We start from the raw sequence: 18,020 nt of genomic DNA, 5'->3' as shown, positions 1-18,020 counted from the left end.
ACGGTATGAACCGAGGCCCACGGGACCTCGGCGATCCTTGACGCGCCAGGGTGAGGACTGCTGCGGCGATGACGGTCATGCGCGAAGAGCTCACTGCGGCGAATTCTGTGCGCGCAGAGGACACTTCCACTTCGCTGCCGGACAAGCGCCGTTTGCATGAACCTGTAACTTCCGCGGGCACGGAGTCTGTCTGCGACTGACGGTCTCGCGCACCGTTTCAGGGAAGTGAGTCATGATTTCTCAGGCCAAGGCATTCGGTTTTGGCATGCCGTGGGAGTCGTTCTACAGACCACGGTGCTGGTGAGGAACCTGCGGGAGAACTTCGACACGACAGCACGCCTCCACGCCGAGTACTTCGGGGAGCACCGGCCCGCCAGCACGGTCATGGGCGTTTCGGAATTGGCACTGCCGGGCCAACTCGTGGAGATCGGCGCGCTCGTGCGTCTCGACGTGAAGCCATGGGCGAGATCCACAGCACTTCACTGACAGGACCGGTGACGACCTGGATGTTCACACCGTGCAGGCGGTGCCCGGCGAGTGGGTCTGGCATGTACATGAGGACCACGGCGGGTGCGGGGGGTGCATGAGTGTCTCGGCGCCCACGGAAGGTGCGCCGAGGTAAGCGGCTGTGGGATGCCTACCGGCTCAAGCGGGTGAGCGACGCGGTTCCCGTACGGGACGGCTCACAGGCGCTGTGTGCCTCGTAAACGGGCCCCGGGCACTTCCCACCCCCGAGGGCGGCCGGGGCTCTCCCGTGCCCGCAGAGAGCCGCTGAGGACAGCCCGGCAAGGCTCACGCTCAGCTGGCCGGTACCGCCCCGTCCGTGCGTACGACCCTGGTAGCCGCTGGCCAGAGCGCTGCTGCGCGTGCCTCCCGGGTGGCGGTCAGATCATGTATTCCCACGTGATCACGTGGCCGACCAGCCACTGCCCCGCGCGGCTCATCCGGCCGACCGCAGCCGCGTTATCCACAGCCTCCCGCGTGGCCCGGACGCGGACTGGTTAGGCTCGAAGACGTGAGCAGGCTCCAGGTCGTCAGCGGCAAGGGCGGTACCGGCAAGACCACGGTCGCCGCAGCACTCGCGCTCGCCCTCGCGACCGAGGGCAAGCGCACTCTCCTCGTGGAGGTGGAGGGCAGACAGGGCATCGCGCAGCTCTTCGAGACGGAAGCGCTGCCGTACGAGGAACGGAAGATCGCCGTTGCTCCGGGCGGCGGCGAGGTGTACGCGCTCGCCATCGACCCGGAACTGGCCCTTCTGGACTACCTCCAGATGTTCTACAAACTGGGCGGCGCCGGCCGCGCCCTGAAGAAGCTCGGCGCGATCGACTTCGCCACGACCATCGCGCCGGGCCTCAGGGACGTGCTCCTGACCGGTAAGGCGTGCGAGGCGGTGCGCCGCAAGGACAAGAACGGCCGGTTCGCGTACGACTACGTGGTGATGGACGCGCCGCCCACGGGCCGCATCACCCGCTTCCTGAACGTGAACGACGAGGTGGCGGGCCTGGCGAAGATCGGCCCGATACACAATCAGGCCCAGGCGGTGATGCGGGTCCTGAAGTCCCGCGAGACCTCGGTGCACCTGGTGTCACTCCTGGAGGAGATGCCCGTCCAGGAGACCGTGGACGGCATCGCCGAGCTGCGCTCGGCCCGGCTGCCGGTGGGCCGGATCATCGTGAACATGGTGCGTCCCGCCGTACTCGACGGCGACGACCTGGAGTTCCTGCAGGCCGCGTCCCGTTCCTCCCTCGCCAGGTCGCTCTCAGCAGCCGGGCTCGGCGGAGCGCGGCGCGGCGGGAACGCCGAGCGGCTCGTGGAGCCGCTGCTGGAGCAGGCCGCCGAGTACGCCGAGCGGCACGCCCTGGAGCACGAGCAGCGGGCCGTGCTGCGGGAGCTGGCCCTGCCTCTGCACGAACTCCCGCTGCTCGCCGAGGGCATGGACTTGGCGGGCCTGTACGAACTGGCCACGGAACTGCGTCAGCAAGGGATCTCATGAGTCCGGACCCGGCCTCCACGCACAGCTCGGCCTCCACGCACGACTCGGCCCACCGCCACGACCCGCACGACCCGCATAGGGCGATCGACTCCACGCGCGCCCTGGCGGTCGATCCGCTGATCGACGACCCGAAGACCCGCATCGTGGTGTGCTGCGGCTCCGGAGGAGTCGGCAAGACGACCACCGCGGCGGCCCTGGGCCTGCGCGCCGCCGAACGCGGCCGCAAGGTCGTGGTGCTCACCATCGACCCGGCCCGCAGGCTGGCGCAGTCCATGGGCATCGACTCGCTGGACAACGTGCCGCGCCGGGTGAAGGGCATCGACGACACCTCCGGTGGCGAACTGCACGCCATGATGCTCGACATGAAGCGCACCTTCGACGAGATCGTCGAGGCGCACGCGGACCCCGAGCGGGCGGCCGCCATCCTGAGCAACCCCTTCTACCAGTCGCTCTCGGCGGGCTTCGCGGGCACGCAGGAGTACATGGCGATGGAGAAGCTGGGGCAGCTGCGCGCGCGGGACGAGTGGGATTTGATCGTCGTCGACACGCCGCCGTCGCGCTCCGCGCTGGACTTCCTGGACGCCCCGAAGCGGCTCGGGTCCTTCCTGGACGGGAAGCTCATCCGGGTGCTGCTGGCGCCGGCGAAGGTGGGCGGGCGCGCGGGGATGAAGTTCCTGAACGTCGGGATGTCCATGATGACGGGCGCCCTGGGCAAGATCCTGGGGGGTCAGCTCCTGAAGGACGTTCAGACGTTCGTAGCGGCCATGGACTCGATGTTCGGCGGGTTCCGTACGCGCGCGGACGCCACGTACAAGCTGCTGCAGGCGCCCGGCACGGCGTTTCTCGTGGTGGCGGCTCCGGAGCGGGACGCGCTGCGGGAGGCCGCGTACTTCGTGGAGCGTCTGGCCGCGGAGAACATGCCGCTGGCCGGTCTGGTGCTCAACCGGGTCCACGGGAGCGGCGCCGCCCAACTGTCCGCCGAGCGGGCGCTCGCCGCCGCGGAGAACCTCGACCTCGCGGTCGACCCCGCCGAGCATCCCGACTCCACGGACCCCGCCGCTCCCACGGATGCGGGCGCTCCCGCGGACCCCGGCGCTCCCGCCGCGGCTGAGCCGGCCACGACCGGTCTGACCACGGTCGACCCGGTTGACCCGGTCGCCGCGGAAAATCTTGCCGATCCCCGCATTGTCGATCAGATGGACGGGAAAGTAGGACTTCGTAACTCTCCCGACACGTACGACCGTTCAGAATCTCCCGCATCCGAGGGTCACGAGTCCGAGGTTCCCGCACCCGAAGCAGGCTCCCCCGCCGCAGACCGGGCCACCGCGGACCGGACGGACCGGACCGTCGACCAACTCGCCGCAGGACTGCTGAGGTTGCACGCCGAGCGTATGCAACTGCTCTTCCGTGAGCAGCGCACACGCGACCGCTTCACCGCGCTCCACCCCGAGGTGGCCGTGGCGGAAGTGGCCGCGCTGCCTGGCGACGTCCATGACCTCGCGGGGCTGCGGGACATCGGGGACCGGCTCGCGGCCATACGGCCGGAGCTTCCCACAACCGGCGCCTGAGCGTCCGGTACACAACCGGTTCGGAGACCTACGCAGACCTGGCACGCATCAGCCTGGTCCGTAGAGACCTGACGCAGTCTGGTCCGTGGAGACCGACGCAGTCTGGTCCGTGGAGACCTGACCGCGAAGACCTGGGGCACCCGGAAGTCGGCACACCTGCCCGACGCGCCGACACCGCAAGGCGCCCTCAGTACATCCCGCGGTGAACTGTACGAACTCCACGCCGTCCGTGATGACGGACATTCCGGCGGACCATGCGTGGACGACGAGACAACGAAGACCCGGGAGCCGCCCTCAACAGAGCCGCCCTCAGCCCGTCCAGCCGGCCCGCTCAGCTCACCGCCGCGTAGTTCTCGTACACCTCTTCCTCGTCGAGGGGCAGCAGGCCCGCGCCGCGCTCGTACTCCGTGCGCGCGGTCTCCAGCAGCCTGCGCCACGACGTGACGGTCGGACGCCTGCGCAGCAGCGCGCGGCGCTCGCGCTCCGTCATGCCTCCCCACACGCCGAACTCGACGCGGTTGTCGAGCGCGTCGGCCAGGCACTCCGTGCGTACCGGGCATCCGGTGCACACCGCCTTGGCCCTGTTCTGCGCTGCTCCCTGAACGAACAGTTCATCCGGATCGGTAGTGCGGCAGGCAGCCTGCGCACTCCAGTCGGTTACCCAGCCCATACCGGCGCCGTCCTCTCCCGAATCGAGGCTCCCCCACGGCGGCAGCGGCATATTCACCGCCGCCAGTTGAGGACGTTACGGAAGGTGGGCACGGCGCAACACCCCCTTCGGGCCCAATCTTGAATGGCCCGAACGGACTATGGGTAAGCGGCAGATCACCCGCGGGAGTGACCTGAGGACATACGTGACTTTCCCGCCAAACGGGACAGTTGAGCCGCGCCACAACGGACGCCAGGTGACACACGAGGCGGATTCGGACACGCCCCCGGAAAAAAGTGGGGAGAACGTCGGAACGATTCGGGTTCGCCAGACGTACTTGATACGTGGGCCTGCTGCTGTGACAGCCGAGAGCAGCTTAGGCCAAGGCATATACGTGTGTCCGGCGAATGAGAACGTAGGCTGCCTTCATGCCAAACAAGCGCTCGGGCGGTGGCCTCTCCTCAACGCAGCAGGCCGCCAAGTTCCTCGGAGTCAGCGTGCTCGCAGGGGCCGTCATGGCGGGCATCGCGCTGCCCGCGGTCGGCGCCCTCGGGCTGGCCGCGAAGGGATCGGTCGAAGGTTTCGACGAGCTCCCCTCCAGTCTGAAGCGCCCGCCGCTGAGCCAGCGCACGACGATCCTCGACAGCAAGGGCGGTCAGATCGCGACGGTCTACTCGCGTGACCGCACGGTGGTCGAGCTCAAGGACATCGCGCCCATCATGCAGAAGGCGATCGTCGCGATCGAGGACTCGCGCTTCTACGAGCACGGCGCCGTCGACCTGAAGGGCGTCCTCCGCGCCCTCAACAAGAACGCGCGGAGCGGCGGCGTCGAGCAGGGCGCGTCCACGCTGACGCAGCAGCTCGTGAAGAATGTGGCGGTGGAGGAGGCCGGCGACGACCCGACGAAGGTCGCCCAGGCCACCCAGCAGACCCTCGGCCGCAAGATCGCCGAGCTGAGGCGCGCGATCCAGCTGGAGGAAGAGCTCGGCAAGAAGCAGATCCTGGAGAACTACCTCAACATCACGTTCTTCGGGCAGCAGGCGTACGGCGTCGAGGCCGCCGCCCAGCGCTACTTCTCCAAGTCCGCGAAGAACCTGGACCTCGACGAGGCCGCGCTCCTGGCCGGCCTCGTCCAGTCGCCGACGCGTTACGACCCGATCAACGACGAGGCCGAGGCGAAGAAGCGGCGCAACGTGGTGCTGCAGCGCATGGCCGAGGTCGGCGACATCACCCGGGCGCAGGCGGACAAGGCCCAGAAGGCCCCCCTCGGACTCGACGTCAGCAAGCCGAAGAACGGCTGCATCACGGCGGTCAAGGGCGCCGGCTTCTTCTGCGACTACGTGCGCGAGGTGTTCCTGAGCGACCCGGTCTTCGGCAAGACGAAGGAGGCCAGGGCCAAGATCTGGAACCAGGGCGGCCTGACGGTCCGGACGACGATGGACCCGCAGGCCCAGATGTCGGTCCAGAGCTCGATCAAGGAGCACGTCAAGCAGAGCGACCCCGTGGCGACCGCCGCAACGATCGTCCAGCCCGGCACCGGCAAGATCCTGGCGATGGGCCAGTCGCGCCCGTACGGCACCGAGGCCAAGAAGAACGAGACGGCGATCAACCTCTCCGTCGACGAGGACATGAACGGCGGCGCCGGTTACCAGCCCGGTTCGACGTTCAAGCCGATCGTCGCCGCGGCCGCCATCGAGGACGGCATGTCCCCGACGAAGCGGTACTCGTCGCCGTACGAAATGGCCTACCCGAGCCCGATCGCGACCTGCGGCGGCAAGAACTGGGTGAACACCGACGGAGCCAAGCTCACCAACGAGAACAGGTCGGAGGTCGGCCCGTACGGCATGAAGGAGGCGACCGCGAAGTCGGTCAACACCTACTACGTGCAGCTGATCGCCGACATCGGCATCTGCCCGGTCACGAAGATGGCCAAGGAGATGGGCGTCAATCGCGCGGACGGCGGCAAGATGGGCCAGAACCCGTCGATCGCCCTCGGCACCCAGGAGATGTCACCGCTGACGATGGCGAACGCGTACGCGACCTTCGCCTCGCGCGGCATGTACTGCACGCCGATCGCCATCGAGTCGATCAAGCAGCGCGTCGGCGGAAAGACGAAGTCCCTCACCGTCCCGAAGTCGACCTGCCACCGCGCGATGTCGGAGACCACCGCCGACACGATCAACACCCTGCTCAAGGGCGTGGTCGAGGACGGTACGGGTACGCAGGCGGGCCTCGGCAGCCGCCCCAGCGCAGGCAAGACCGGTACGACGGACTACCGCTACGCGGCCTGGTTCGTGGGCTACACACCGAACATGGCGGGCGCCGTCTGGGTCGGCGACCCGGCGCACAAGCGGCGCATGGTCGACATCACCATCGGCGGCGTCTACCGCTCCAAGGTGTACGGCGGTGAGGTCCCCGGCCCGATCTGGCGCGACATGATGGCCGGGGCCCTGCAGGGCTGGGAGGCGCCCGACTTCAACCTGGTCAACATCCCCGACGACCGCAAGCGCGACCGTGACCGCGACCGGGATGACGACAACAACGGAGACGGCAACGGGAACGGCAACAGCGGCGGCCTGATCAACGGCGGCACCGGCGGTGACTTCCCCACTCCGTCCTTCTCCATCCCGGAGAACTTCTTCCAGGGCCAGGGGAACGGCGGCAGCAACGGGAACGGGAACGGCGGGTTCGGCTGATCGGGATGATCGGGATCAGCAGGTCGTAGGCCGTGGGCCTGACACGGCGGTGGGGGTGCCCCTTGTTGCAAGGGGCACCCCCACCGCCGTACGGGGACCGGGCCCTCGCGGGCGTGCTCAGCAGCCCGCGAGTGCTCGACCGAGCCGCGACGTGCTCAGCCGCCCGCGAGGAGCTGCTTGACCACTGCGGCGACGCGGCCGCCCTCGGCCTGACCCGCCACCTTCGGGTTGACGATCTTCATGACCTGGCCCATCGCCCGCGGGCCCTCGGCTCCGGCCGCCTTCGCCTCCTCGACGGCCTGGGCGACGATCTGCTGGAGCTCCTCGTCCGACAGCTGCTTGGGCAGGTACGTGGCGAGGACCTCGCCCTCCGCCTTCTCCCGCTCGGCCTGCTCGACCCGGCCACCGTGTGCGAAGGCGTCCGCGGCCTCACGCCGCTTCTTCGCCTCCTTGGTGATCACCTTCAGGACCTCGTCGTCGGAGAGCTCGCGCTTCTCCTTGCCCGCGACCTCCTCCTTGGTGATCGCGGCGAGCGTCAGCCGGAGCGTCGAGGAGCGGAGCTCGTCGCGCTCCTTGATCGCGGCGTTGAGGTCTTCCTGCAGCTTCGACTTGAGCGTGGTCATGGGGTTGATTGTCGCAGGTGCGCAGGGGAAGCCGCCCGATGATTACGGGGGCGGTCGAGGTAGCGGCGAGGACGGAACGGAGTGGTGGGGCTTTCGCCCCCCCAGCCGTCGCCCGCGCGGACCGCCGTCTCTCCCTCTTTCCCCCCCGGGTCTCCACCTCGACCGCTCCTGCCACAGGGAACTTGGAGCCGCCCTCGACCGGCCGCGGTTGTCCACAGGCTGCGCGAGGTGTCGTGCGGGTCTGACACGATGGGCGTATGCGAGCGCGATACGGAGTACCTCTGGGGATCGCGGCGGCGGGCGCCGCCGGTCTGGTCTATGCGGCGGGGTTCGAGGCCCGCTCCTTCCGGCTGCGCCGGGTCACGGTGCCGGTGCTGCCGCCCGGCATGCGGCCGCTGCGCATACTCCAGATCTCCGACATCCACATGGTGAGCGGACAGCGCAAGAAGCAGCGCTGGCTGCGTTCGCTGGCCGGGCTGCGCCCCGACTTCGTCATCAACACCGGCGACAACCTGTCCGACCCGGAGGGCGTCCCCGAGGTACTCGACGCGCTGGGCCCGCTGATGGAGTTCCCGGGGGCGTACGTCTTCGGTTCGAACGACTACTACGGCCCGACGCTCCGCAACCCCGCCCGCTACCTGCTGGAGAAGGTCCAGGGCCGCCACGGCCTGAACGGCAACGCGCCGGCGGTGGGCGTCGTCCACAACCCCTGGGAGGAGCTGCGTGACGGCTTCGACACGGCGGGCTGGCTGAACCTCACGAACACCCGCGGGACGCTGAAGATCGACGGCATGCCGCTGGAGCTGACCGGCCTTGACGACCCGCACATCAAGCGGGACCGGTACGCGCGCGTGGCGGGCGGTCCCTCAGAATCGGCCGACTTCTCGATGGGCGTGGTGCACGCCCCCTACCTGCGCTCGCTGGACGCCTTCACCGCGGACGGTTACCCCCTGATCCTCGCCGGCCACACCCACGGCGGCCAGCTCTGCATCCCCTTCTACGGCGCGCTCGTGACCAACTGCGACCTGGACACGGACCGGGTGAAGGGCCTTTCCACACACACGGTGGACGAGCGGACGGCGTTCCTGCACGTGTCGGCGGGCTGCGGCACGAGCCGCTACACGCCCGTCCGGTTCGCCTGCCCCCCTGAGGCATCGCTGCTGACGCTGGTGGAACGGGAATGAGGCACGGGCGCGGAGCCCCGGCAGCGGCGGCCCCCTGACGGGGGGCACTGGCACTGGGGCACGGGGGCGCGGGGGCGCAGGAACACAGGGGCACCTCACAGGGGCTGCCGCCCCTTGGAGTCCTCCAGCCTCCCGGGCGTCCCCGGGCGTCCCCCAAATGGAGTGCCCCATTTAGCCGCTTTCGTGCCACGCGACCTAGCGTGAACACATGACCGCACCGATGCCCCGGGACATTCCCGATCTGCCCGCGATACCGGGCATACCCGCGCCGCTGCAGTCCCCCGTTCCCGCCAGTGCGGTCCTGACACCGACCCGCCGGCCGGCGGCAGCCGCCTTCCGCCTGATGGTGGCGCTGACGGCGGCAGCGGGCGTGGGTATCGAGCTGCTCCAGGGCAGCCCGCTCCACGTCCTGAGCTACTTCATGATCCAGACAGGTGTGCTGGTGGCAGTGGTCTTCACCTTCTCCGCGTCGCGGGCGCGGAAGGCCCGCCGCCCCCTGGCCCCTCTGCTGACGGGCGGCACGCTGCTGTACGTCTCGATCGCGGCCCTCGTCCACCACGTGATCCTCACCAGGGGCTCGACCGCGTTCGTCCTGATGGGATCGACGCCCGGCACGGAAACCGGGACAGCGACCGGCAAGCTCGCCGCACTCGCGGACTGGCCGATACCGGCCAACCCGCTCCTGCACACGGTGCTCCCCCTCGCCGTGGCCGCGGACTGGCTGCTCCTCACCCGCCCGGCCCCCCTGCGCCCCGCCCATGCGGCGACATGGCTGCTCTACCCGCTGGTCTACCTGACCTTCACCCTCACGCACGGCGCGCTGCCCGACGGCTCGTCGGCGTCATACCTCTACCCGTTCCTGGACGTGACCCGGCACGGCTACAAGAGCGTCCTCGCCAACGCACTCCTCATCGGCCTCGCCACCTACGCCCTGGGCCTCCTCATGGTCGCCCTCGACCACCTCCGCCCGAACCCGGTCCGCCACCGCCACGGCCGCCTGGACTGGTGAGACCACCGCGACGGCCACCCCGAAAACCGGATTTCGTCTCCAGCCACCAGTGGGCTAAAGTAAACGACGTCGCCGCGACACGCAGCGACGATCGGGGTGTAGCGCAGCTTGGCAGCGCGCTTCGTTCGGGACGAAGAGGTCGTGGGTTCAAATCCCGCCACCCCGACAGCTGAAACACCAGGTCAGGGCCGGTATTCCTTCATGGGAGACCGGCCCTGACTCATCTCTCGGGGCCTCTGGGGAGTGAACGGGGAGTGGATCAAGGAAATCCACTCCCCCGGCTTCACCCTTGGCGCGCTCTCAGCAAGGCATCGAGCGCGCGCACCGGCGACCGCGGGTGCATGGCGGACCGTGCCGCCAACGACTCCTCCCACTGCTCGGTCAGCTCATCCATGAGCCGATTCCTCATCCGCGCGGTGATGTGCGAGTAGCGCGCCTGCACCGAACCGTCCTCGTGCCCGAGGCGCTCATCCATGAGCTTGGGCGGGATTCCGAGCTCCTCCATGACTGTCTTGTGAGTGTGCCGGAGCCCATGCGGAGTGAGGCCTCGTGCGATCGGAAGCCAGCACGCGTCCGCCCTGCCAGAGGCGTTCCGGCCCCGCGCCGGCACTCCCGGCCAGGGGTCCGCCATCACCGGCACAGGGCGCGCCTCCTGGGGGGCCTTCTTCGGATACCAGCCTGTCGCTGCCGGCTGGAACAACCAGGTCGCAAATCCGGTCCGCCGCCAGTGCGCCGCCGTCTCTGTTGACTGGCCCGCACGGACGTAGCCGAGTTCCGCGATGGCTGTCTCCACCCTGCTCCGCGTCCGCTCCGCGACCGTGCCCGGCCGGTTCAGCACGTTCGAGACCGTTGCCGCAGAGACATCGGCGCGGCGGGCGACGTCGACCAGCTTTGCGCCGACGTGCCGGGCAGCGCCGTTGGCGGGACCGTGGCCACGGAACACGTAGGCGTGCTCGTGGCACGGGCAGGGTGCGGACTCGGTCCGGGCGATATGGCTTGCAACCAAGCCGGACAGCCACTTGGGCGTGTCGATGGTCCGGTAGGAGTCGTCCTTGGGCGGGCAGCGCTCGAACTCCCCAGAGTCGAGTTCGTAGAGCTGCCACTCCACCCGCACCGAGGCGGGACGGACGAACTTGCGCTCTAGCCCGACGATTTCGCCCCATCGCATGCCGGTATAGCCCTTCAGCACCACGGCTACGAATTCGTCGTCACGGCCAGACAGAAGCGAAGCGCGCTCGGCTGTCAGCAGGATTCCGAGAGCGTCGGTCACCACCTTCTCGGGGCCGCGATTCCGGGAGCGGCCGGCACGCTTGCCTCGGCCGCGCCGCTTGGCGGCCGGGTTGGAGTCGCGAAGTCCTTCATCCACGGCGTCGGCGAGGATGAGGTGCAGCGTGCCGTGCCAGGTCTTCACGCTGGACGCGGCGTAGAGCTTCCGCTCCTTCTTCTCCCAGGCGCCGACATCCGTGGGCTGGATGTCGGCGATGGCTTTGTCCTCGAAGGCAGGGAGGAGGTGCTCCTCTATGTGCCGCTTGTAGTTCTGCATGGTGGATGCGGCCAACTCCTGTGCCGCGTACCAGCGGTTCACGTACTCGCCGAAGGTTTCCTTACCGGCGTTCGGGTCGCGATAGCCGACCTCTCTGACCTTGGCCTCCGCGTCGTTCGCTGCCTTCGCGGCCTCGCGCTTGGTGGCAAATCGGATCGTGGCGCCGTTGGCGTCCACCACGGTGCGGAGCACGCCGGGTGCAATCCAGTACCGGCCTCGGTAGTAATCGGCGCGCTTCTCGCCGTAGCCCATGGTTACCTCTCGCGACAAACGAGGGGTGGAGACCATGGCTGGCCTCCACCCCTCGTGATCGGCTCTTCTATCAAGCGGCGTTCCGTGCGCGACGCGGACGGCGCGCACGGAGGCTCGCTACTGGTCGTACCGGCTGCGCCAAGGTGCGGCGCCGGGGTACGGCTTCGCCCTCGATGGCGCTTGCCGAGTTGGGCCGCTCTTCAAGGATGTGGAAGATCTCTCGAACGTGATCGCTGGTAAAGCGGTACCCGCCACCGCTCCTCAGGAAGGGGATGCGCCGTCGGCGGACCTGTTCCTTCACCCACCACTCCGAGCACCCCAGTGACGTCGCTACCTCCGCCGCCGAATAGCTCAGGGGAAGTCCACTCTCCTTCGGCACCTTCGTGACTCCTCTCTGCCTTCTGGGGAATCCGCAACATCCGCCACGCCGCAACATCGCTGTTCAGCGGCCTGCATTTGTGACGGATGCCGTTTCTGTTGCGGATAGGTGCCGCCGCGCGTGTACGCGGCGGCACCTCTGAGGTGCGGCCGGTCAGCCAGCGATGTGGAGTTGACGTGTGTCGGCTTCCGTGAGCATGTGGCGGGTCTCGGAAGGGCCTTCCGCCACAGATTCAACCCCGTTGACCTGGAATGTTGCGGATGTTGCGGATGTTGCGGATTCTCCGGGGTGAGGGGGGCAGTAGCGGGCCCAGGCGTCGCTGAGGTCCTCCGCGTAGTAGCCCTTCGGGGTCGTGCTGCCGACACGGATTCCGCGGGGCTTGATCGGGGTGTTGTCGGGGCGCACGTACTGGCTCAGGAGCTTGGACAGGGCGCGTGCGGTGAGCGGCTTGCTGCTCTGTCCGTCCTCGCTCAGATCGGACCACGGAGCGTCATCGAGCTGGAGGAGAACCTCCAGGATGGCGGCGGTCGGCATCCGGTCCACACCGCAGAACACACGGTCACGCAGGTCCGTGAGCAACTTGACGCCCAGGGATGCCTGGTCGCCCTCGGAAGCGGCCTTGATGAGCGCGACGCACGCGGCGCGGGCTCGCGCGGGCCAGTCGCCACCGGCCGCGTCGGCGACCGCCAGCAGCGGCTCCCACACGTCGGCGGGCCGGTCCGTGACGCCCTCGGGCATCTCCGGCCACGCCTCGGCGATCTCGTCGTGGATGGTGGCGGTCCACTCGGCGAGCCGGTCGCGCAGGGCGTGGCCCTGCTTCTCGTGGACGCGGCGCCGGTAGGGCTCGCACGTCTCGTTGGGGGCCTTCTTGCGCATGCGGATGATGACCGACCTGGTCAGGATCGTGTCAGGCAGGGAGCCGAGTCCGGCCATGGCGACCGCGCAGAACGAATCGAAGAAGCCTGCCTTCTGCTCGGAGCCTTCTCCGACGCAGCGCAGGGACTTGGCGCCGCGCCGGTAGCCGGAGTTGAGGAACCCGCGGACCTCTTCGTTCCCGCCGGCCTTGGGGCCGAACACGGTGTCGATCTCATCGAACAGCACCGTCGGCGTTCCCGCATCGGCCGCCACCAGTCGGAACAGTGCGTTGGCGGATGCGTTGACGGTGGTCGCCGCGCGCGGGGTGAGCGTCTCGATGATCTCCAGCGCCCGCGACTTCCCCGATCCCGGTTCGGGACTCAGAAACGCGATGCGAGCCGTGCCGTCGAGCGCGTCCATCAGGTGGGCGTGCGCATCCCAGAGTGTGACGGCGACGTAGGCGTGTTCGGTGGGGAAGACGTTGAACCGGCGGTGGAACGCTTCTACCTCGTCGAGCAGGGCCGCGCCGTCGATGGACGGCTCAGGCGTGCTGGTGCTGGTCATGCGGCGTTCCTCCTTTCCTGGGTGGTGCGGAGCGGGCAGGTGTCGCGGTGGGCTTCGTGGTCGGTAATCAGGGCCAGCACCTTGCGGTGGCCGACGGCGCTGCGGTCCCGACCGCACAGGCACTTCGAGGTGGCGGTGGGGGTTGCGCCGCGGGGCGCACGGATGTGGAGCCAGGCCATGGGGAAGCGGCCGTCACCGCGGGGCGGGGCGGTTGCCTGCCGTGCGAGGGAAAGGGCTGAAAGGACGGCCTGGCGGCCGTCGTCCTTCGTGCCACGGCCCGATCCGGGGCCACCCTCAGCCGGGCGGACACGGCGCGGTGTAGCGGACGTGGGCTTTTCAGGGGCGGGGCGGGGGCTCACGCGGCCTCCCTGGGACGGGCGGTGCGGATCGACCAGTCCAGAGCACTGCGGATCGTCGTGCGGCACTCGGCCGCCGGCAGTCCGGCCGCCTCGCCCGCCCCCTGAAAAGCCTCCTCAACCAGGTCTCGGGGGATCTCGCCCCATGCGACGAACCGGCCCAGGGCGCGGGCGCCCGCCAACAGCCGGTTGTTGCGCCCGCCCTCGGCCGTCTTGGCCACGGCGTCCGTCTCCCGTGTCAGGGCGGCTTCGGCGCGGCGGGTGGCCTGTCCGGGGATGAGCAGCGGGGCGGGCGCCCGGTCGGGTGCGGGTGGGGTGGTGAGGTGGTGCAACAGCCAGTCGGGCAGGGGCGCGACCGGTGCCGGGTGGGTCACCTCGTATTTGGCGCCGCTGATGATGCTGCCGGGGGCGACGACGTGTCCGCCCCACGCGCGGGTGTCGACCAGCGCCGCGAGTGAGCCCGCGCTGTTGGTCAGGTGGTGGCCCGGCGGGGCGGTGAAGTACAGGTGTTGGCCGCCGGTGGGCGTCCGCACCGTGTAGGTGGTGGGCCATGACTGTCCGGCGCGCTCGCAGAGCGCAGCGAAGTTTGTCGCGCCGCCAGGCGCGTCCGAACTGCCCTTTCCCTTGGGCACGTCCAGGTCGACGACGACCAGGCCGGACGGCCCGGTGGCAATGCCGACGTTGAACGGGTGCGCGCCCCATGCGGCGTGGATGCGGTCGGGGTCGGTGGTGGCGCGCTGTTCCGGCTTCAGGTGCCCCTCGGCGCACTCGCCGGCGCGGGGGCAGGCGTCTTCCCCGTGCAGTGCGGGCATCTTGCCGCCGGGCCGCAGCGGGATCACGGGCCAGCCGCGTGCGGCGGCTTGAAGCGCCGCGGTGTGCAGCGCGGATCGGCCGTCATGCGTCATGCTGGAGACCTCCAACAGGTCTGTTGTGGACTGGTTGGCCGGGGCGACCGCAGATCTTTGGCGAGACGGGCGGTCGCCCCGGGCGTTGCTAGAACGGCGGCTTCTCGCTGAACTGCGAGTCCGCCGGGGTGCCGGTCGCGGCCCACGCGTCGTCTCCGGCCGGGGCGGCACTGCTGGTGCGCTTGCCGTTGATCGTGACGGTGGTGAAGCGCAGGGACGCGCCGATCTCGTCGACCTCGACGGCGAGCATCGAGCGGTTCTCGCCTTCCGGGGTCTGCCAGTCGTGCTGACGGATGCGCCCGGACAGCACCACCCGAGAGCCCTTGGTCAGGGAGTCGGCGACGTGTTCGGCGAGGGTGCGCCAGGCGGCGCAGCGGAAGAACGTGGAGGTGCCGTCCTTCCACTGGTTCGACTCGCGGTCGAAGGTGCGCGGGGTGGAGGCGACGGTGAACTTCGCGAGTGCCTGGCCGGAGGCGGTGAACTTCAGTTCCGGGTCGGCGGTCAGGTTGCCGATGATGGTGATCGGGGTCTCTCCGAACGACATGGTCACTCGCTTTCGGGTGTGGCGGGCCGGTGGTCGGCGGTGAAGTACAGGCGGATGCGCTTGCCGTCGCGGGTGGGGTACTGGCGGGCCGGGCCGGTGCGGAAGACGGCGGCCAGTGCCCGGCTGACGCGGTCGGCGTCGTCCGGGGCGCAGATGACGCGGATCTCGAACACGAATCTCTCTTCCGGGTTCAGCGCTTGGCGCGGGCGAGCTTGAACGTGATGCCGCCGCCGATGCCGATGGGCCCGGCGGCGCCCGCGATGACGGTTGCGGCGTGGGCGGCGGCGTCGAACAGCGCGCACAGGGCGGCGACCAGTCCCCAGCAGCCCGCGACGGTGGCTCCGGCGATGGCGAAGGGGATCAGTAAGCGGCGCCACGGGATGCCGGTACGGGCGGTGTCGTTGACGACGATGACGACCGGCTGTCCGGTGGCTTGTGCGCGGCGGTAGTCGTCGGCGGGGATGTGGTGGGCGAGGTGTCCGGGCGGTTCGCGGTGGTGCATGTGGTGCTCCCTTCCGGCCGTTCCGGTGGACATGGAAGGCGCCCGCTCCGGGGTGTCCGGGCGGGCGCCTGTGGTGACGGTGTGTGGTTGTAGTGGCTACTGGCTAGTGGCTACTGGCAAGCCGAAATAGCCTGTTGGCGGCCCCTGGTGGCCAGTAGAGGGCTGTTCTACTGGCTAGTGGCAAGTTGTCACTAACCAGTAGTCGGTAGCCGTGTGTGAGCGGTTCTAGGCGTGATCGGGGTGGACGTAGACCGAGTGCGGTCCGTTGTCCCGGTAGACCAACTCGCCGCGCGCGGCGGCGGCTTTGAGCGTCTCGCGCACCGCCTGCCGGCTCCGCCCGACGTGATCGGCAACGGCCGACGGCTTCATGCCCGCCGCGCCCGCCTCACGGATTGCCGCGATCGCGTCCGCGAGCCATTCCGGCCCACCCTCGGCCCCCGGCTCCGGCTCGGGTGCCGATGACCTGTCCTCCCGGAGGGCGGACAGGTTCAGCCCCGGACGCTCCGGCCGCTCCCGCTCGGGGCGGGTCTCCGTGGTGGAGCGGGTGGGTTCGGAGGTGGTGCCGAACTGTTCGTCGATCTCGCGCATGAACGCGTCCGCGAGCCGGTCCGCGTCCGACCGGTCCGCCTGCTCCGTGTGCGGCTCGCGCAGGGCGGTCAGGTTCAGCCCGCGTCGCGGCTCGCCCTCGGTGCCGTCGTCGGCCGTGGGGAGGACGGGGGCGCGGTTGGTGTCGTGCATCCAGGCGATGCGGTCGTGCGACCAGCGGCGCGCGTAGTCCTCCCCGGCGGCCTGAGCGGAGACGGCGTCGAGGGTGGGGTGCCGTTCGCTGGTGGCGGCGACGATTTCGCGGATCTGGCTGGGCAGGATGCGCCAGCACTTGAACAGCCCCGCCGGAGACTCCGGTGTGCCCATGAACCCGGCGCCTTTGTAGGGGGCCTGGTCCACCTTCAGCCCGCGGCTGCCGGGGAACAGCTTGGTCAGGTCCATGCCTTCCTTCTCACCCCCCGTGAGCGCCACGCGCACCTTGGCCTCGCGGCGAATCATGAGGTTGCCCAGCACGGAGCCGGTGGAGCCGAGCGCGGTCAGCACGGTGCGGATACCCATCGCGCGGAGCATCCGGATTACTTCCAGGATCTTGGAGGCGAGTTTCTTCAGGGTCTTGTCGGTGCTGGTGAGGATCTCCGCGCCCTCGTCGATGACCAGCATGATCTGTGGGATCTTCGGCCCGATTGGAAGCAGGTCGGTGTCCTCGCGGGCCATCAGCGCCTGATAGGAGATCTTGCGCTGTTTGCCGATCCGCAGCACCGCATCGAGCATCCGGTGCGCCTCGTCGACCGTGCCCGCCAACCAGTCGACACCGGGCCGCAACTGGCGCTCCCCCTCGGCCGGCTGATGCTGGAGTGCGGGCAGCACCCAGGACAGACCGGCGGAACCGGCGTTCAGGTCGATCACGAACGTGAGCACGTCGACCGCGCGGGCGAACCCGGCGAGAATCACGTGAACCATGTTCGTCTTGCCCGATCCGGTGGGCCCGACGACCAGCGCGCACTGTTCCCGCAGGTACGTCTGAATCTGCTCCGCGTTGGAGCGGTAGCCCCACGGGATGCCGGTGTGCAGCGAGAGCGGGGCGTAGTCGGCCGGGTAGGTGGTCTCGGTCTCCAGCACGTTGACCGTGGCGACATCGATCAGAGTGCGGCCCTGGTGGATGCCGGGGTTCGCGGTGGCGGTGCACCCGTGGGGAAGGTGCGCATCCGCCGACAGGGCTGCGGAGTGAGCCGCGATCCGGTCGTACGTGGTGGCACCGGGCAGTTCGGCATCGATGGTGAAGCCGGTCCCGGCCTCCCACTTCTCCACCGCCAGCACACGCACAGTGACCCCGCACACGCGCTGGATCCGGTCGATCCACTCCGCGGCGATCTCCCGCCGCTCCGCCGACAGCACCTCCGCGATCTGCCGCTGTTCGGCCGCGATGGCTTCCTCTTCGCGGGCCTCCTCGTAGAGGTTCGTCGACCGGGTGGCCGCACCGATGCCAACGCCGATGGTGGCGAGCGAGCCGAGCGCGGCCCACGTCAGCGGGCCGTTCGTCATCGCCCACGTCGTCCACCCGGCACCGACGAGCCACGAAGCGGCGCGGGCGGCGATGGTGCGGCCGGCGTTGCGCAGCCGGATGCCGGCGGCGGTGTGGCCGATGGCTCCGGCGGCGCCGACGGCGAGCGCCCAGCCGGGGGGCATGCCGGCGGCGGCGCCGGTGGTGGCGACGGCGAACGCTCCGGTCGTGGCGGACAGGGCGCCGGTCACGGGTCCGTGACCGGCCGCCCAGTCCCACACCGGACCACTCACGGCCTCCGCCTGCTGCTTCTTGCTGTTCTTGGTCATGGTGGCCTCGGTGGTTGCCATG

15 protein-coding genes and 1 tRNA gene are annotated in these 18,020 nt (G+C 69.4%); 7 read left to right on the top strand and 9 right to left on the bottom strand.

Going from position 1 to position 18,020, the window contains the following annotated elements:
* Positions 1-225: 225 nt before the first annotated feature.
* The 3 genes from ACZ49J_RS38535 to bagB all read left to right on the top strand — a co-directional run bounded on the left by ACZ49J_RS38535 (position 226) and on the right by bagB (position 3,561).
* On the top strand, positions 226-486 hold the full coding sequence (locus ACZ49J_RS38535; protein ID WP_468351796.1) for a RidA family protein: 261 nt from the start codon (positions 226-228) through the stop codon (positions 484-486).
* 529 nt (positions 487-1,015) lie between these two features.
* Positions 1,016-1,993: an ATPase BagA gene (gene bagA, locus ACZ49J_RS38530; RefSeq protein WP_467455685.1), complete on the top strand. Its 978-nt coding sequence runs from the start codon at positions 1,016-1,018 to the stop codon at positions 1,991-1,993.
* Positions 1,990-3,561: an ATPase BagB gene (bagB, locus tag ACZ49J_RS38525; protein ID WP_467455687.1), complete on the top strand. Its 1,572-nt coding sequence runs from the start codon at positions 1,990-1,992 to the stop codon at positions 3,559-3,561. The genes bagA and bagB overlap by 4 nt, the downstream gene beginning before the upstream one ends.
* Before the next feature lie 331 nt (positions 3,562-3,892).
* On the opposite strand, the gene wblA is transcribed toward bagB, so the two are convergent.
* Positions 3,893-4,231: a transcriptional regulator WblA gene (wblA, locus tag ACZ49J_RS38520; protein WP_194238732.1), complete on the bottom strand. Its 339-nt coding sequence runs from the start codon at positions 4,229-4,231 to the stop codon at positions 3,893-3,895.
* 407 nt (positions 4,232-4,638) lie between these two features.
* Here wblA and ACZ49J_RS38515 point away from each other — a divergent pair, with 407 nt between their 5' ends.
* Positions 4,639-6,906, top strand: coding sequence for a transglycosylase domain-containing protein (locus ACZ49J_RS38515; protein ID WP_467455688.1), 2,268 nt, complete (start codon positions 4,639-4,641; stop codon positions 6,904-6,906).
* Between the two features lie 155 nt (positions 6,907-7,061).
* On the opposite strand, the gene ACZ49J_RS38510 is transcribed toward ACZ49J_RS38515, so the two are convergent.
* Positions 7,062-7,529 (bottom strand): GatB/YqeY domain-containing protein, encoded by a 468-nt coding sequence (locus ACZ49J_RS38510; protein ID WP_467455689.1) that lies wholly within the window; start codon positions 7,527-7,529, stop codon positions 7,062-7,064.
* Between the two features lie 257 nt (positions 7,530-7,786).
* Here ACZ49J_RS38510 and ACZ49J_RS38505 point away from each other — a divergent pair, with 257 nt between their 5' ends.
* The 3 genes from ACZ49J_RS38505 (at position 7,787) to ACZ49J_RS38495 (ending at position 9,888) form a co-directional block, all read left to right on the top strand.
* Positions 7,787-8,713, top strand: a complete 927-nt coding sequence (locus ACZ49J_RS38505; RefSeq protein WP_467455690.1) for a metallophosphoesterase — start codon at positions 7,787-7,789, stop codon at positions 8,711-8,713.
* A 208-nt stretch (positions 8,714-8,921) separates the two neighbouring features.
* Complete coding sequence (locus ACZ49J_RS38500) at positions 8,922-9,722, top strand: Pr6Pr family membrane protein (protein WP_467455692.1); 801 nt, start codon at positions 8,922-8,924, stop codon at positions 9,720-9,722.
* A gap of 92 nt (positions 9,723-9,814) precedes the next feature.
* Positions 9,815-9,888 (top strand) — tRNA-Pro (locus ACZ49J_RS38495).
* A 117-nt stretch (positions 9,889-10,005) separates the two neighbouring features.
* On the opposite strand, the gene ACZ49J_RS38490 is transcribed toward ACZ49J_RS38495, so the two are convergent.
* From ACZ49J_RS38490 to ACZ49J_RS38460, 7 genes are all read right to left on the bottom strand, one after another.
* Entirely contained in the window at positions 10,006-11,517 is a 1,512-nt protein-coding gene (locus tag ACZ49J_RS38490) for a LacI family DNA-binding transcriptional regulator (protein ID WP_467455725.1), read from the bottom strand.
* 532 nt (positions 11,518-12,049) lie between these two features.
* Positions 12,050-13,315, bottom strand: a complete 1,266-nt coding sequence (locus ACZ49J_RS38485; protein ID WP_467455693.1) for a DUF3631 domain-containing protein — start codon at positions 13,313-13,315, stop codon at positions 12,050-12,052.
* 355 nt (positions 13,316-13,670) lie between these two features.
* Positions 13,671-14,576 (bottom strand): bifunctional DNA primase/polymerase, encoded by a 906-nt coding sequence (locus ACZ49J_RS38480; protein WP_467455694.1) that lies wholly within the window; start codon positions 14,574-14,576, stop codon positions 13,671-13,673.
* A gap of 88 nt (positions 14,577-14,664) precedes the next feature.
* Positions 14,665-15,120, bottom strand: a complete 456-nt coding sequence (gene ssb / locus ACZ49J_RS38475) for a single-stranded DNA-binding protein (RefSeq protein WP_467455696.1) — start codon at positions 15,118-15,120, stop codon at positions 14,665-14,667.
* Between the two features lie 2 nt (positions 15,121-15,122).
* On the bottom strand, positions 15,123-15,293 hold the full coding sequence (locus ACZ49J_RS38470; protein WP_467455698.1) for a hypothetical protein: 171 nt from the start codon (positions 15,291-15,293) through the stop codon (positions 15,123-15,125).
* Between the two features lie 17 nt (positions 15,294-15,310).
* The gene (locus ACZ49J_RS38465) at positions 15,311-15,622 is read right to left on the bottom strand and encodes a hypothetical protein (protein WP_467455699.1); all 312 of its coding nucleotides are present in this window, start codon (positions 15,620-15,622) and stop codon (positions 15,311-15,313) included.
* A 225-nt stretch (positions 15,623-15,847) separates the two neighbouring features.
* On the bottom strand, positions 15,848-18,019 hold the full coding sequence (locus ACZ49J_RS38460; RefSeq protein WP_467455700.1) for an ATP-binding protein: 2,172 nt from the start codon (positions 18,017-18,019) through the stop codon (positions 15,848-15,850).
* Position 18,020 lies beyond the last annotated feature (1 nt).

The organism is Streptomyces sp. NPDC030840 (assembly GCF_055572015.1).
This window is presented reverse-complemented; position numbering and strand designations above follow the sequence as displayed.